The sequence below is a fragment of the Pseudomonas antarctica genome, from assembly GCF_900624995.1.
Taxonomy (GTDB): domain Bacteria; phylum Pseudomonadota; class Gammaproteobacteria; order Pseudomonadales; family Pseudomonadaceae; genus Aquipseudomonas; species Aquipseudomonas antarctica.
On sequence record NZ_UYXQ01000102.1, the window covers coordinates 1 to 14,586 of the forward strand.

The 14,586-nt window shown below is 60.7% G+C and carries 10 protein-coding genes, 1 pseudogene and 1 riboswitch; of the genes and pseudogenes, 5 read left to right on the forward strand and 6 right to left on the reverse strand.

The window, feature by feature from the left end:
• A pseudogene (locus tag E0F99_RS30625) lies at positions 1 to 176 on the forward strand (IS110 family transposase); the annotation flags it as partial.
• Positions 177 to 717: 541 nt separating this feature from the next.
• Here E0F99_RS30625 and E0F99_RS24695 read toward each other — a convergent pair.
• The 5 genes from E0F99_RS24695 to E0F99_RS24715 form a co-directional block, all read right to left on the reverse strand.
• Complete coding sequence (locus tag E0F99_RS24695; protein WP_083360093.1) at positions 718 to 3,447, reverse strand: winged helix-turn-helix domain-containing protein; 2,730 nt, start codon at positions 3,445 to 3,447, stop codon at positions 718 to 720.
• A gap of 169 nt (positions 3,448 to 3,616) precedes the next feature.
• Complete coding sequence (locus E0F99_RS24700; protein ID WP_083360094.1) at positions 3,617 to 4,981, reverse strand: DUF1329 domain-containing protein; 1,365 nt, start codon at positions 4,979 to 4,981, stop codon at positions 3,617 to 3,619.
• A gap of 44 nt (positions 4,982 to 5,025) precedes the next feature.
• Positions 5,026 to 6,918 carry a DUF1302 domain-containing protein gene (locus E0F99_RS24705; protein ID WP_083360095.1) on the reverse strand — a complete coding sequence of 631 codons (1,893 nt, stop codon included), beginning with the start codon at positions 6,916 to 6,918 and terminating at the stop codon, positions 5,026 to 5,028.
• 332 nt (positions 6,919 to 7,250) lie between these two features.
• A complete protein-coding gene (locus tag E0F99_RS24710) occupies positions 7,251 to 8,933 on the reverse strand; it encodes a fatty acid--CoA ligase (protein ID WP_083360096.1) in 1,683 nt (560 codons plus the stop codon).
• A 267-nt stretch (positions 8,934 to 9,200) separates the two neighbouring features.
• Positions 9,201 to 9,833: a LysE family translocator gene (locus tag E0F99_RS24715; RefSeq protein WP_083360097.1), complete on the reverse strand. Its 633-nt coding sequence runs from the start codon at positions 9,831 to 9,833 to the stop codon at positions 9,201 to 9,203.
• Between the two features lie 84 nt (positions 9,834 to 9,917).
• Here E0F99_RS24715 and E0F99_RS24720 point away from each other — a divergent pair, with 84 nt between their 5' ends.
• From E0F99_RS24720 to E0F99_RS24730, 3 genes are all read left to right on the forward strand, one after another.
• Entirely contained in the window at positions 9,918 to 10,883 is a 966-nt protein-coding gene (locus tag E0F99_RS24720; RefSeq protein WP_083360098.1) for a 2-hydroxyacid dehydrogenase, read from the forward strand.
• 30 nt (positions 10,884 to 10,913) lie between these two features.
• Entirely contained in the window at positions 10,914 to 11,912 is a 999-nt protein-coding gene (locus E0F99_RS24725; RefSeq protein ID WP_083360099.1) for a class I SAM-dependent methyltransferase, read from the forward strand.
• Between the two features lie 50 nt (positions 11,913 to 11,962).
• Positions 11,963 to 12,084, forward strand: a riboswitch (yybP-ykoY riboswitch).
• A gap of 88 nt (positions 12,085 to 12,172) precedes the next feature.
• Positions 12,173 to 12,757 (forward strand): TMEM165/GDT1 family protein, encoded by a 585-nt coding sequence (locus tag E0F99_RS24730; protein ID WP_004372026.1) that lies wholly within the window; start codon positions 12,173 to 12,175, stop codon positions 12,755 to 12,757.
• 123 nt (positions 12,758 to 12,880) lie between these two features.
• On the opposite strand, the gene E0F99_RS24740 is transcribed toward E0F99_RS24730, so the two are convergent.
• Positions 12,881 to 13,699, reverse strand: coding sequence for a M48 family metallopeptidase (locus tag E0F99_RS24740; RefSeq protein WP_083360100.1), 819 nt, complete (start codon positions 13,697 to 13,699; stop codon positions 12,881 to 12,883).
• Positions 13,700 to 13,927: 228 nt separating this feature from the next.
• Between E0F99_RS24740 and E0F99_RS24745 the strand changes: the two genes are divergently transcribed.
• Positions 13,928 to 14,586: cache domain-containing protein (locus E0F99_RS24745; protein WP_207303098.1), on the forward strand; the 659-nt coding region annotated here is incomplete at its 3' end.

Below are 14,586 nucleotides of genomic sequence, written 5' to 3' on the forward strand. Positions count from 1 at the left end.
GCATCAGGTCAAAAGCTTGGAAGCCGCTGTATGAAGGTTACCTGGCCAGGGGCCTGAAAACGACTCAGGCCCTGGTCATCATCGCCCGCAAGCTGGCACGTATTGCGTTTTCACTCATGAAAAATCAGAGCGAATACCAGTCAAAAGCGGTTTTGGAGGCTTCCCCTCAACCATAGAATCTCCCACATTAGATTGAGTTCAGTTTCAAATATCAGGTCGGCTGTCAGGCCGCCTCTGCTTTGCTTTTGATTTAACCACTCAGGTCGGCTACTAGGCCGCCGTGCTCTTGCTTTTGATCTGTTTTGATCTTAGGCGCCCCGTTAAACCACGCTGGCCGAACGCAGGCTTTGGAGCGGGGGTAACCCGGCAGGACGCCGGGTTAGCCGCGATGGGCCAAGGATGGCCCATCGCGGCGGCCCACGGTCCAAAGCCTGCGTGAGGGCACACCGAGCCTAAGCGAGGTGCCGAGTGGTGGGGCAAGAGCGTTTTGGTTACTTTTGCGCTCTTTCAAAAGTGACCCGCTGTAAGAGCGGAACCCATAGCCGCCGTTACCCAAATAACGGATATGTACCCAGCGCCCCCGCGACAACCAAAGCATTCAACCCATAAAAAGATGTGTAGATACCTATGCTGCGATACGGACGATTGGAGACATCAGGCACGCAGCGTTGATGCCATCCCAGGCAAGCCAGCGCCCACAGGAAAGCAGATCGGCTATCAGGCCAGCAAGCCCATCGTCTTGGCCCGCGCCACCGCCTGGGTGCGGCGCTCCACGCCCAGCTTGCTGTTGATGTGGCTGGCGTGGGTTTTCACCGTGTGCAGGGAGATGAACAACTGATTGCTGATCTCCTGGTTTGAGCAGCCTTGGGCGATCAGTTGCAGCACCGCCAGCTCGCGGGTGCTGAGGGTTTCGTGCGTGGGCGAGGTCTCGACGGCGGCCACCACCGGCAGCAGCGCCAACAGGCTCTGGCTCAACACACCCTGCGGGTCTTTGCCCAGTTGCTCGCGCATCCAGTCCGGGTAGCTTTCCAGCAAGCGCTGGAACGGTTGCAGCGCGCCGCCAGCGCCCGCCTCAAGCGCCTGGGCCATGATTGGCCGCGCCTTGGCTTCCTGGCCACACGCCAGCAATAGGTGCGCCTGCTGTGTCAGGGCCATCAGCGCAATCATCTGGCGCCCGCTGTTGTGTGCCTGCTGCGCCAGCTCTTCGAGGCGTTGCAGGGCCGCAGCCGGTTGATGGCGAATCGCATCCAACGCCGCCTGTTGCAGCCCGATGTGTTGCGGCAAATGTGGGTGGAACTCCGGCGCCGCAGCGGCGTGCTCGCCATTATAGGTCTGCCCCAGACGCGTCAACCAGGCATCGGCGAGGTCGGTACGGCCTTGAGCCAACCACAATTCGCATTTGATCAGGGTGATCATCGCCAGGTAGTAGATCGGCGGCACGTCCCAGATGTGCATCAAGCGCTCGGCCTCGGCAAGTTCGGCAAAGGCCCTGGCAAAATCACCGCGCCGCCCTTCGAAGTTGGCAATCACGCAATGCCCGATCAGCACACTGATATCCCGACAGGCGCGGGCCTCGCTGAGGCCGGCACGCAAACGCGCCAGGCCGGCTTCGGGCTGATAACGCACCAACAGCAAGTAGCCTTCGTAGAGCGACAACCGTGCGCGCACGGCGTAGAGCCGCTGAGGCGCAAGGCCGTGCAGGCGTTGCAGGCCCTGGCGCACTTCGTCCAGCGAGCGAAGGATTTCGCCGCGCGCCTGCAACACTCGCGCGCGGTCGTAATGGGCCAGGGCTTCAAACAACGGGTTGCCGACGCGTTGCGCCAGCTCCAGCGATTCGCGATTCAAACCACGGGCGCGCCACAGGTCGGCATCGACGATGGCCAGGTTGGACAGGGTCGACAGGCACATCAGGCGCTGGCCGTAGCGTTTGTGCGGCAGGCTTTCCAACGCCTCGCTGCAATAACGCTGGGTCAACTCGCGGTCGCCGCGCCCACGGGCGATGATCCCGCTCAGCGCCAGCCATTGGGCCAACATCGATTTTTGCGCAGTGGCCGACGGCGCCGGCAGGAAGCGGCTGAGGTAACCGGACAACTCTTCGGCTGCATCCAACTGGCAGGCCAGCCCCAAGGCCCAGCTGTACAGCACGATCAAACGCGGCGTGCTGATCAGCAGACTGTCGGGCAGGTCCATCTTCCAGCGCAGCAGCATGCCGACATTCTGTTCGGCCAGCAGTTGCTCCTCCGACAGGTTCTGCACCAAGTTGGCGGCCACATCGAGGTGGCCGGCGCGCAACGCCTGCTCCACGGCTTCGTCGATCAACCCCTGGGCGTTGAACCAGCGGCAGGCCCGCAGGTGCAGGCTGGCAATCGGCAAAGTAGCGTTGCTGGCGCGGCGGGTGCGCAGCAGGTCGGAAAACAGGTGGTGATAACGGTACCAGTGGCCTTGTTCATCCAGCGGCACCAGAAATACTTGATGGGCCAACAGATACCGCAGGATCTCGGCGCTGTCGTGAGCCTCGCGCACGGCGTCGCACAATTGACTGCAAAAACGATCCTGGGGCGCGGTGTCGTACAGGAACGCTTGAACTTCAACCGGCAGGCAGTCGATAACCTCTTCGAGCAGGTAATCACGAATCAGCCCTTCGCCACCGTGCAAACTTTGCGGCAACGCACTTTCATTGCCCGCTTCGGACACGGCCAACAGCCAGAAACGCAGGCCGGCCACCCACCCTTCACTGCGCCGGATCAGGTTGTCCAGCGCCTCGCCGCGCAACGAACTGCTGTGTCGATCCAGCACAGCCAGCGATTCGTCATGGGTCAGGCGCAGGTCTTGTTCGTGCAACTCCAGCAGGTGCCGCGACAGCCGCAGCCGCGCCAGATGCCAGTCCGGACGCTGACGGCTGGTGACCATGACCACCAGCCCATCCGGCAAATGGTTGAGGAAAAACTGCAGGCAGCGATCCAGCACCGGTCCCTGGGCCAGGTGGTAGTCATCCAGCACCAACAATAGCGGCGCGCGCGTGGACAGGTGCAGCGTCAACTCATCGAGCAGGCCGTCGAGCCATTCTTCAAAGGCAAAGGGTTGGTGACGCTGGCGCATTTTCAGCAGGCCCAGGGATTGGGCGCCGAGTTGCGGGAAGTAGTGTTGCAAGCCGTCGAGCAGGCGCTCGAGGAAACGGCCGGGGTCGCCATCGCGTGGGCTCAGGCCCAGCCACAAGCTTTGCCAATGCGCCGGCAAACTCTGGCAGAACTCCACCGCCAACGAACTCTTGCCGAACCCGGCCGGGGCACTGACCAATAACAATCGCCCCGCAAGCCCCGCACTCAGCCGTTCGCACAGGCGCGGGCGCAGCACATAGCCGTCAGGCAACGGTGGCCTGTAGAAGCGCGCTTCCAAGGTTGGAATTACCGCACTTGCAGGCCCTTGGATTCGGGACAGATCAGTCATCGCCGGGCTCTTGTAGAAGGCTGTTGTCGGCATTGCAGATGTCCGCAGACTAGCGGTAAAAGCGGCAGGTTTGTAGATCTTTGCAACATTTGACTGAAAAAGAACTGCGACAAAAAATGTGGGAGCTTCCTTGTGCAAGGCAGCTCCCACATTGTCGAGCGAGTGCGGCTTAGCGAACACCATCCTGGCGCAAGGCTGCTGGGGTGAAGTCGCTGGTGGTGGCGGTGAAGCCGAAGTCATACGCCTGTTTCTCTTCGTTCTTCATGCCCAAGGCCAGGTAGCGGCCGGACTGCAGGTCGTAGAGGGTTTCGATGGCGTACCACGGCACTTGCTTGTCGTAGTAGTTCTCGGCATGCGCTTCGGCGACGCGCCACAGTTGGCCGCGGCCGTCGTAGTGGTCGATCACCGCCGCTTGCCAGGTGTCTTCGTCGATGAAGAAGTCACGCTTGGCGTAGATGTGGCGCTGGCCTTCCTTCAGGGTGGCGACTACGTGCCAGACGCGGCGCAGCTCGTAGCGGGCGAGGTCCTGGTTGATGTGGCCGGCCTTGATGATGTCGGCGTACTTGAGCTTCGGGTCGTCGATCTTGTAGCTGTTGGAGGCGATGTAGATTTCTTTCTTGCCTTCCAGCTTCCAGTCGTAGCGGTCCGGTGCACCGTTGTACATGTCGAGGTTGTCGGACGTGCGCAGGCCGTCGGCCGCCGTGCCCGGCCCGTCATAGGACACTTGCGGCGCCCGCCGCACACGGCGTTGGCCGGCGTTGTAGACCCACGCCGAACGTGGCTCTTTGACCTGGTCCAGCGTTTCGTGCACCAGCAGCACACCACCGGCCAGACGTGCCGGCGCGGTCACTTGCTGCTTGAAGTAGAACAATACGTTGCCCGGGTTTTTCGGGTCGTAGTCCTTCATCTTGTCGCGGAACACGAACTGGTCGCGAAAGTACACCAGGCTGAACGAGCCGTTGGTTTGCGGCGTGGCCTGGGTTACCAAGCGAGTCACGCTGCCACCGCGATAACGGGTGATGTGGTTCCAGATAACTTCCACACCACTTTTCGGGATGGGGAATGGAATCGCGGTTTCGAAGTTTTCCAGGCCGTTGCCGCCGGACACCAGGTTGGTGTTGGTGGCGTTCTTCTTGATCGCGGCGAACACGTCAGCCGGCACCGTGGCGCCGCGATGAGTCGGGTAGACCGGCATCTTGAAGGTGTCCGGGTACCGCTTGAACATCGCGTACTGCCCAGGTGCCAGCTTGTCTTTGTACTGCTCGACGTTTTGCGCGGTGATGGTGAACTGCGGTTGTTCGCTGGCATACGGGTTAGCTAGGAAACCCCGGGCATCCACAGCACCGGCATTGGTGGGCAGTGGCGACCATTTCGGGATGGTACCGGCGGCGTTACCGGCCATTTCAGCGCCCATCGGGGTCAGGGTCGTGCCCAGCTTGGCGGCTTCATCCGCCGAGACTGCCGCCATGACGCTACCCGCCATGATCGACAGCCCTAGCACACCCACGTGCAACAGACTTTTAGTTATTTTCATGTTCTGGTTCTTCCTGAAAACAGACTGCTTTAAAGAGAGTGTGCTTAGAAGTTCATGCCCGCGCTCAAGGCGATAAAGTCACGATCGTCCACGGTGCTGAACTTGCCGCCAAAGAAGTTGGTGTAGTTCAAGCCGACGGTATAGGTGTTTTGATACTCGGCATCCACACCCAGGCTGACAGCCTTGCGGCCTTCTTCGAAGTTGCCGCCAGGGCCCGGCGAGTAACCTTTGACGTCGTGGGACCAGGCCACGCTCGGCTTGAGGTTTACACCGGCAAACGTGTCCGGGTATTCCCAGATGGCGCGACCACGGTAGCCCCAGGAGGTGGCCGTGGTGAAACCATCGTTGTCGCAGTATTTGGAGACATTGCTGGCATCTGCGCCTGGGCCGGCGCCGCCGATGGTGGACGGGTTGAGGATCTGCGCGCAGGTGTTACGCCCGCCAGTAGACGGCAAAGCGCCAGGACCGAAGACTGGATCGCGGCCATAGCGAACCTTGTTTTTGCTTTCAAGCCCACCCACATGTGTCACCCCCACCTCACCCACGAGGGTCAAACGGCTGGCGCCCATCACCTGATCGAAGAAGTGCGTCAGTGTGGTCTGGAACTGAGTGATTTCCTTGCGACGGTAACCGTTCAGGTCCTGGCCCTTGGCGCCGCTGAGTAGGGAGGCGTTCGAAAAGGCGCCGCCCAGGTCTTTCACACCCGCATAAAGGATGTCGGTGGTATTGAGCTGTACCGGTGCGTTAGGGCGATAGCTGAGTTCACCGCTCCACGCCGTACCGGTGGGCAATGTGGTGGAGAAGCTCAAGCCGTACAGACGAATATCTTCCGGGTACTCGATAAAGTACTTGGAATTACCCGCGATAAACACCGGAGCCAGTGTGCCGAACGCGGGTGCAACCGCATAAGCGGAGGCAGGCGCCGCGGTGGCACTGAAAATCGGCGCACGGCTGTGGTAATTCATGAAGTAGGCACCGAATTCGGTGTCCAGCGGTTCGAAGTTGTAGTGCATGGCCACACCAAACTGGCCGCTGTCACGCGCATCGCGGTCACCGCCACGTCGCACCAGCGTGCCCTCTTCGTTGGTGTCCACACCCCGCGCTGCGAATTGAGCGAGCGCCCCACGCCCCGGCGCGGTGGCAGCGATGGTCGAGCGCTTGGCCAGCAAGCGCAGGTTGTCGCTGCAACCGTCGGAGACCACATCCGGCTGGGAGAAGAAGGTGCCGCAGTTGTCGGTAACGGTCTGGTCCCACTCCAATTGGTAGAACGCTTCCGCCGACAGGTTATCGGTCAGCGTTTGCGACACATAGAACATGTTGACTGGAATCAGGCCTTCCTTGATTTCAGCCCCCGGGCGACGGAACGCGGACACGTCTATCGGGTTAATGGAGTTGATACCGCCACCGATAAACGTACTTTCACCCCAACTCACCACCTGCTTACCGAAACGCACGTTCCCCGGCTGATCGGCGATGGTGTAGTTGTGGTAGATGAAGGCATCGAGGATCTGCCCGCCGGAGGACTTGGCGCCCTCCTTACGGTTGTTGTTGCTGACGTTCTTGAAGTCCAGGTCTTCGTTTTGCAGCGCGAAGTCGTACCAGTACTTGCCACGCACAAAAATGCCGGTGTCGCCGTATTTCAATTCAAGGTCGTGAATGCCTTTGAAGATCTTCGAGAAGGCATCACCCTTGTCAAAGTTCAAGTGGCCGTCATCGGAGGTTTGCGACAACCCCTTGCCACCGTTGTTGACGCCGATCAGGTCCTTGTTTCGACCCGCAGTCGACCAGCTCGCCCCCACCGACAGGGATGAGTCAAAGCTACCTTCGATTTCACCGATATTGAAACTGACGCCGAATGCGGGCCCGGCGAGCGTAGAAGCGAGGCTGACGGCCAAGGGCAGTCTTGCCCGGCGCCAGAACTGGTTTACTGAGGTCATCGACGCTACTCCATGTGCATTATTGTTATGGCAGTGAGTTTGTCTTCTGGATGCATGTATCGGCCGGAACACAACGATTCCAATGCCGAACCGCAACCGAGCCCCCATGGCTCGAAGCACAACATCCTTGAAAAACTCTGAGAGGGACTATAGCCAGCAGGGGGTACCGCTTGATCCCTCTAAAGTGTGATTTGTATCACCGACCCGTCTGCCACAGTCCTTTCGCCACGCCGACGAAGGCCGGCGAGGCAAGGATGGCTGAAAATTGGCAAATCACAAGTGAAGGCGCGAGATAGAGCATTGCCGCGCCCGGACGGGCGCGGCGAGGGGCCTCACAGGGTAGAGAGGAACGTGCTGTTGTTGGCCTGCCATTCAATGATGTCGATGCGGATACGTTTTTTGTCGAGTTTTCCTACGCTGGTCTTGGGAATTTCAGTAACAACAGCGATCTGGCTTGGAATCGCCCACTTGCTCAAATGGCCCAGCTCAACAAAAGGCTTGAGGTGTTCCTTGAGCTCGCGGGCACCTATCACATGGCCATCACGCACCACCAGCAGCGCAAACGGGCGCTCGCCCCACTGCGGGTCGGCGATACCCACCACCGCTACTTCGCGTACCGCTGGGTGACGGCTGACGAGGTCTTCGAGGGCCAGGGAGGAGATCCACTCGCCGCCGGTCTTGATCACGTCCTTGATGCGGTCACGAATATCAATCACGCCAAATGCATCGAGGGTGGCCACGTCGCCGGTGTGCATCCAGCCGCCTTCCCAGAGCTCGGCGCCCTTATGCGGCTCGTTGTAATAGCCCTCGGTCAGCCACGGCGCACGCAGCACCAGCTCGCCTTGGGACTCGCCGTCAGCGGGCAGGAAGTTGCCCTCGCTGTCGACAATCGCCGCCTCCACCAACGGACCAGGCACGCCGGCCTTGATGCGATAAGTGGTGCGCTCGTCCTCGGTGCCGGCCACCAGTTCTTCGTTGAGGTGGGCGCAGGACACCAGCGGCCCAGTCTCGGACATGCCGTACGCGGCGGTCAGTTGAATACCCCGCGCTTTGGATGCTTCGTACAACGTGCGATTCAGCGCGCTGCCGCCGATGACGATTTTCCAGCCGCCGAAATCCACGTCTTGGGCGGCCTTGGCATTGAGCACCATTTGCAGGATGGTCGGCACGCAATGGGAGAAGGTGACCTTTTCCTTGCGCCACAACTCCACCAGGTATTCCGGGTCGTAGCGGCCGGGGTAGACCTGCTTCAAGCCGAGCATGGTCGCCACGTACGGCAGGCCCCAGGCGTGCACATGGAACATCGGCGTGATCGGCATGTACACGTCATTGGTGCCCAACAGACGCACGCTGTCGACACTGCCCATGATGGTCGCCACACCCATGGTGTGCAGCACCAACTGGCGGTGGGTGAAGTACACACCCTTGGGGTTGCCGGTGGTGCCGGTGGTGTAGAAAGTGGTGGCGACGGAGTGCTCGTCGAAGTCCTCGAAGTCGTATTTGGGGCTGGCGGCCGCCAGCAGGGTTTCGTACTCGCCGACCAGGTTGGGCAGCTCGGCGGTTTTCGAGTCGCCGTCGGTGAGCAGCAGGGTGTTGTCGACCGTGGTCAACTGCCCGGCGATAGCTTGGTAAAGCCCCACGAACTCACTGTTGACCAGCACAAAGCGGTCTTCGGCGTGGTTCATGGTGTAGAGGATTTGTTCCGGCGACAGACGCACATTGATGGTGTGGATGACCGCGCCGATCATCGGGATGGCGAACATGCACTCCAGGTAACGGTGGCTGTCCCAGTCCATCACGGCGACGGTGTCACCGGCCTTGACCCCGGCTTCAGTCAGCACATTGGCCAGGCGCGCAACACGCTCGATCAGGGTCGGGTAGGTGTAACGCAGTTTGTCGCGGTAGATGATTTCCCGGGTCTTCTCGTAGCGCGCCCCGGACATCAACAGGCGTTTGATCAACAGCGGGTATTGGTAAGCGCCTTCGGCGGGCGCAATAACACGGGTCTGCAACATACTAATCCCTTATCTGACTGCACGGTCTTGGCTTGAAGACCTGCACTGTAGAGCGCTTATGTGTCAGCTAAATCAGCCAAAGGAATGATTTGTAGAGGCCAGTGAATGCTAGCTTTGCGCCATTACTTGAGCCTAGCCGAGATCCAATGTGCGAGCGGGCTTGCTCGCGAAGGCGGTGTATCAGCCTAGGTATTCGGTGACTGACACTGCGTATTCGCGAGCAAGCCCGCTCCCACATTTTAAGCCGTGGTCACTCAAGAAATTCGCTTACTTCATGCTGGTGAAGGCCAACTTCACGCCAATCGCAATCAACACCGCACCCATCGTCCGATCAAACCAATGGCCCATCCGCGCAAAACCAGCACGCACCCGTTGCTGGCTGAACAACATAGCCACCATGCAAAACCACAATGCCGTCGCCACCGCCAGGTACAGGCCGTAACCGGCCTGGATCGCCAGCGGCGTGTGCGGGTTGATCACCACGGTAAACAGCGACAAGAAGAACAGCGTGGCCTTGGGGTTCAAGCCATTGGTCACAAACCCTGCGGTAAATGCCCCGCGTGGGGTGCGTTCGCCCACTTCACGGTGCAACTCGCCCTCGGCAACAGGCTTGGCCGGTTGCGCGCGCAAGGCCTTGAAGCCGATGTACAGCAGGTACGCCGCCGCCGCCCATTTCAACGCGTTGAACAGCACGATGGACTGCGACACGATCAAGCCAATGCCCAGCAACGAGTACCCCACGTGCAGGAAAATCGCCGAGCCCACACCCAGCGCAGTCCAGGTCCCGGCGCGACGGCCGTGGGTCACACTCTCGCGCACCACCACAGCGAAATCCGGGCCGGGGCTGGCCACCGCCAACAAGTGAATCAAGGCTACGGTCAAAAACTCGGCGGCGTACATGCTCACTCCATTAAGTAACTGATTATTTCATCTGATAGGCTCGGGAGATTACGCCTTCGAACCCTGTCGCAAAAGGTACAGTTGATGACGAACAATCGCCGCGCCGTCTTCCTTGATCACCCGTCCCTGGACCTGGGGGACCTCGACCTCAGCGCATTGCGCAACAGCTTCAGCGACCTGCAGCTGTACGCGCACACCACGCCGCAGAACGTGATCGAACGGCTGCAAGGCGCCCAAGTGGCTATCAGCAACAAGATCGCGCTCAACGCCGAGACCCTGCAGGCCTGCCCCGAACTCAAGCTGATCCTGGTATCGGCCACCGGCACCAACAACGTTGACCTCGCCGCCGCGCGCGCTCATGGCATTACCGTAAGCAACTGTCAGGGTTACGGCACGCCGTCGGTGGCGCAGCACACGATCATGCTGTTGCTCAACCTGGCGACACGCTTGAACGACTATCAACGGGATATCGCCGCCGGCAAATGGCAAGAGGCCAAGCAGTTCTGCCTGCTGGACTACCCGATTGTCGAGCTGCAAGGCAAAACCCTTGGCCTGCTCGGCCACGGTGAACTGGGCAGCGCTGTGGCGCGCCTGGCCGAAGCGTTTGGCATGCGCGTGGTGCTCGGCGCGATTCCCGGGCGACCTGCCCGCGCCGACCGTGTGCCGCTGGACGAACTGCTGGCGCAGGTCGATGCGCTGACCCTGCACTGCCCGCTCAATGAACACACCCGCGACTTTATCGGCGCCCGCGAACTGGCGTTGCTCAAGCCTGGCGCGTTTATCGTCAACACCGCGCGCGGCGGCTTGATCAACGAACAGGCGCTGGCAGACGCCTTGCGCAGCGGCCATCTGGGCGGCGCAGCCACCGATGTGCTGAGCGTGGAACCGCCAGTGAATGGCAACCCACTGCTGGCCGGTGATATTCCTCGCTTGATCGTCACGCCGCACAACGCCTGGGGCAGTCGCGAAGCGCGGCAGCGCATCGTCGGCCAATTGGCAGAAAACGCCCGCACCTTTTTCAGCGGCGCCCCGCTGCGCGTCGTCAGTTGATAAACTGCGCTCCTTTTCAAGGAGCAGACCATGGATCCGCGCAGTGAAGTACTGCTTCGTCAGGCCGAACTTTTTCAAGGCAACCTGCTGCTGGTAGGGTTGCCCGCCGACGACTTGCTCGGCCGCCTGCCCAGTGCCCACGGCTGGAGCTGGCATGCCGGCGACCAGGCGGCGCTCGACGCGCGCTTCCCCGAGCGCAGCCAGTTCGGCGTGAACGTGCCCGAGCGAGGGTTTGATGCGGCGGTGATTTTCCTGCCTAAGTCCAAGGACCTCACCGACTACCTGCTCAATGCCGTGGCCGCGCGCCTGCCCGGCGCCGAGTTGTATCTGGTCGGCGAGAAAAAAGGCGGTATCGAAAGCGCCGCCAAGCAGCTGATCCCGTTCGGCAAGCCGCGCAAACTCGATAACGCACGGCATTGCCAGCTGTGGCAAGTCACCGTGGCCAACGCCCCGCAAGCGGTCGAGCTGGAAAGCCTGGCGCAAGTGTTCGACGTGCCATTGGCCGAAGGGCCGCTCAAGGTGGTGAGCCTGCCAGGCGTGTTCAGCCATGGCCGCTTGGATCGCGGCACTGAGCTGCTGCTTGCGCACCTGGACAAGTTGCCCAGCGGGCATCTGCTCGACTTTGGTTGCGGCGCCGGTGTACTGGGAGCTGCGGTCAAACGTCGCTACCCGCATAACACGGTAACCCTGCTGGACGTGGATGCCTTTGCTGCGGCCAGCAGTCGCCTCACATTGGCGGCCAATGGCCTGGAAGCCGAGGTATTGACCGGTGACGGTATCGACGCAGCGCCGATGGGTTTGAACGCGATTTTGAGCAACCCGCCGTTCCATGTCGGCGTGCATACGGATTATTTCGCTACGGAAAACTTGCTGCGAAAAGCGGCGAAACACCTGGCAAAAGGCGGCGAACTGCGCTTGGTCGCTAACAGCTTCCTCAAGTACCAACCGCTGATCGAAGAGCACTTGGGCGTGTGTGCAATCAAGGCCGAAGGCAATGGTTTTCGCATTTATCGTGCCAAACGCGGCTGATGTTTTTTTGAAAAAGAAGGCTTGCCGAATGGGTTTTGCCTAGGCAGAATCCGCTCCGTCCTAGGGGAGTAGTCTCCCACGAGCGCCATGCTCGTCCGGCATACGTCAACATACTTGGTCAACAGACCATGGCGTATGCGACCCAGGAGTCCGCACAGACGGACCGGGGTTTGACAAGACCTATGACACGCACACCTTACCCGGGGCGGGAAGGCTGTACGTGTCATAGCCGTGTCGACCCGCCCCTGGAAACCTACCTGATGCTGGATTCATTACTCGTTCCTACCGCAATCGTTGCCTTGGCCGAAATCGGCGACAAGACGCAGCTGCTCGCGCTCATCCTGGCCGCACGCTTTCGCAAACCCTGGCCGATCATCGCCGGCATCGTCGCCGCGACCCTGGCCAACCATGCGGCCGCCGGTGCCGTTGGGGCCTGGTTCGGCAGCTTCTTCTCGGATGCGGTGTTGCACTGGATCCTCGCGGCGAGCTTCTGTGCCACGGCGCTATGGACCTTGGTGCCGGACAAACTCGACGATGACGAAGCCAGTACCACGCGCAAGTTCGGCCCGTTCCTGACCACGCTGATTGCGTTCTTCCTCGCAGAAATCGGTGACAAAACGCAAATCGCCACGGTGATGCTGGCGGCGCAATACCCTGAGCTGTGGCTGGTAATTATCGGCACCACCTTGGGCATGCTGATTGCCAACGTGCCGGTGGTTCTGGCGGGGAATTTCGCGGCGGAGAAACTGCCGTTGACCTTGATTCGTCGACTGGCGGCTACGGCGTTTTTCATCCTGGCGATTGTTGCGGTGTACAAAGCCATGCAAAGCAGCGGCTGGATCTAGCCCGACCTGATCATTCCCACGCTCCGCGTGGGAATGCATTCTGTGACGCTCTGCGTCACGCTTTTAAGAGCGGACGCAGAGCGTCCAGAGCGGCATTCCCACGCAGAGCGTGGGAACGATCAATCAGGACTTTTTGGCCTGCTGGTAAAGCGGCATCACCTTCGGAATCGCCGCCTGCAACGAGGCGATTCGGCTGTCGGAAGCCGGGTGCGTGCTCATGAACTCCGGTGGCGCGCCTTCCGAAGCCTTGGCCATCTTGTTCCACAACGTGATGGCGGCGTTCGGGTTATAACCAGCCCGGGCCGACAGCTCCAAACCGATCAGGTCCGCTTCGTTTTCATTGGCGCGACTGTTGGGCAAGGTCATGCCGTAGTTGGCCACGGTATCGGCCAACGCCAGGCTGTCCTGACCCAAACCAAACAAGGCGCCCGCGCCCTGCTTCGCCATCTGGATGCCGTAGGCCTTGGACATGGCCTCACGCCCGTGTTCGCGCAAGGCGTGGGCGATTTCATGGCCCATCACCGCAGCCAGTTCGTCATCGGTGAGTTTGAGGTTGTCGATCAACGCGCTGTACACAAAGATCTTGCCGCCAGGCCCGCAGTTGGCGTTCATCTCATCGCTTTTGATCAGGTTCACTTCCCACTTCCACTGCGCCGCATCCGGGCGGAAAGTCGGTGCCTGGGCGATCAGACGCTTGGCAATCGCCTGCACGCGCTTGGCGTTGGCGCTGGTCTTGTCGAGCATGCCTTTGCCACTCGCCTCACCCAGCGTTTGCTGATAGGACTGGGCATACATCTGGTCGACTTCCTGGCTCGACAGCATGCTGAACATGTACTGCTTGCGCTCCACCCCAACGGCGCCGCCGCTGGTGGTGTTTACCGACTGGCAACCCGCCAGCAGCATCGCCGCAAACACCCCACTTACCGCCAATGACTTCTTCATGAACACGCTCCCTGAATACATGGCGCGTATCCTAGGCGGTCGCGTGTATCTGCGCCAGAGACACAAGACGTGTAACCGCTAACTTTCAGATACATCCCACACACCCACAACGGCGGCGAACAGCCCATTTGCGACATCCGGCACTCTTTCACAGGCCCAGCCTTAAGCCTCCCGAGCCCGCGGCCGATACAAGAAGGCAGCCCATATGCCCCTGCGCCCGGAGCCTTCATGAAATTCAAGTCGATTCAGTTTTCTGTCGCAGCACTGACCGGCGCCATCGTGCTGAGTGTGGTTGCCGTGTTGGTGCTCTACGCCGTGTTTGCCGGGGCGCGCACCCAGGAACTGGTGCAGGACCGCACCCAGGCGCAGTTCGAGCAGGCCATCGAGCAGCGCCTCACGGCATTGGCGCAAACCCAGGCCACGCTGATCCAGCGCGAATTGGAAGCACCCCTGGTGACCGCCAAAGGCCTGGCCACCGCCAACGCCCTGCTCGGCATGAAAGACGCCAAAGGCGAACCGGCGCTGCAGGTCGGCCGCGAACAACTGATCAACCTGCTGCACGAGACCGTGGTGCGCAACCCGAAAATCCTCGGCGCCTATATCGGCTGGGAGCCCAATGCGATCGACCACAACGACGCCGCCTACGCAAACACGCCGATTGTCGGCATGGCCGCCGACGGCCGTTTTCTGCCGTGGTGGTACCGCAACGCTGATGGCAGCCTGGGCCTGGATAAACTCGCCGACGTCAACGACCAGAACATCCTCGCCACCGGCGTGCGCGCCAGCGAGTACTACCTGTGTTCCAAAGAGAGCAAGAAGCCCTGCGCCATCGACCCGGCCCCGTATAAGGTGGGTAATACAATGGTGATGCTGGCCTCGTTTATCGA

What these genes read in the sequence shown, in the direction of transcription:
- E0F99_RS24695 (WP_083360093.1), bottom strand. Translation starts at nt 3,447, where the DNA reads ATGACTGATCTGTCCCGAATCCAAGGGCCTGCAAGTGCGGTAATTCCA.
- E0F99_RS24700 (WP_083360094.1), bottom strand. Translation starts at nt 4,981, where the DNA reads ATGAAAATAACTAAAAGTCTGTTGCACGTGGGTGTGCTAGGGCTGTCG.
- E0F99_RS24705 (WP_083360095.1), bottom strand. Translation starts at nt 6,918, where the DNA reads ATGACCTCAGTAAACCAGTTCTGGCGCCGGGCAAGACTGCCCTTGGCC.
- E0F99_RS24710 (WP_083360096.1), bottom strand. Translation starts at nt 8,933, where the DNA reads ATGTTGCAGACCCGTGTTATTGCGCCCGCCGAAGGCGCTTACCAATAC.
- E0F99_RS24715 (WP_083360097.1), bottom strand. Translation starts at nt 9,833, where the DNA reads ATGTACGCCGCCGAGTTTTTGACCGTAGCCTTGATTCACTTGTTGGCG.
- E0F99_RS24720 (WP_083360098.1), top strand. Translation starts at nt 9,918, where the DNA reads ATGACGAACAATCGCCGCGCCGTCTTCCTTGATCACCCGTCCCTGGAC.
- E0F99_RS24725 (WP_083360099.1), top strand. Translation starts at nt 10,914, where the DNA reads ATGGATCCGCGCAGTGAAGTACTGCTTCGTCAGGCCGAACTTTTTCAA.
- E0F99_RS24730 (WP_004372026.1), top strand. Translation starts at nt 12,173, where the DNA reads ATGCTGGATTCATTACTCGTTCCTACCGCAATCGTTGCCTTGGCCGAA.
- E0F99_RS24740 (WP_083360100.1), bottom strand. Translation starts at nt 13,699, where the DNA reads ATGAAGAAGTCATTGGCGGTAAGTGGGGTGTTTGCGGCGATGCTGCTG.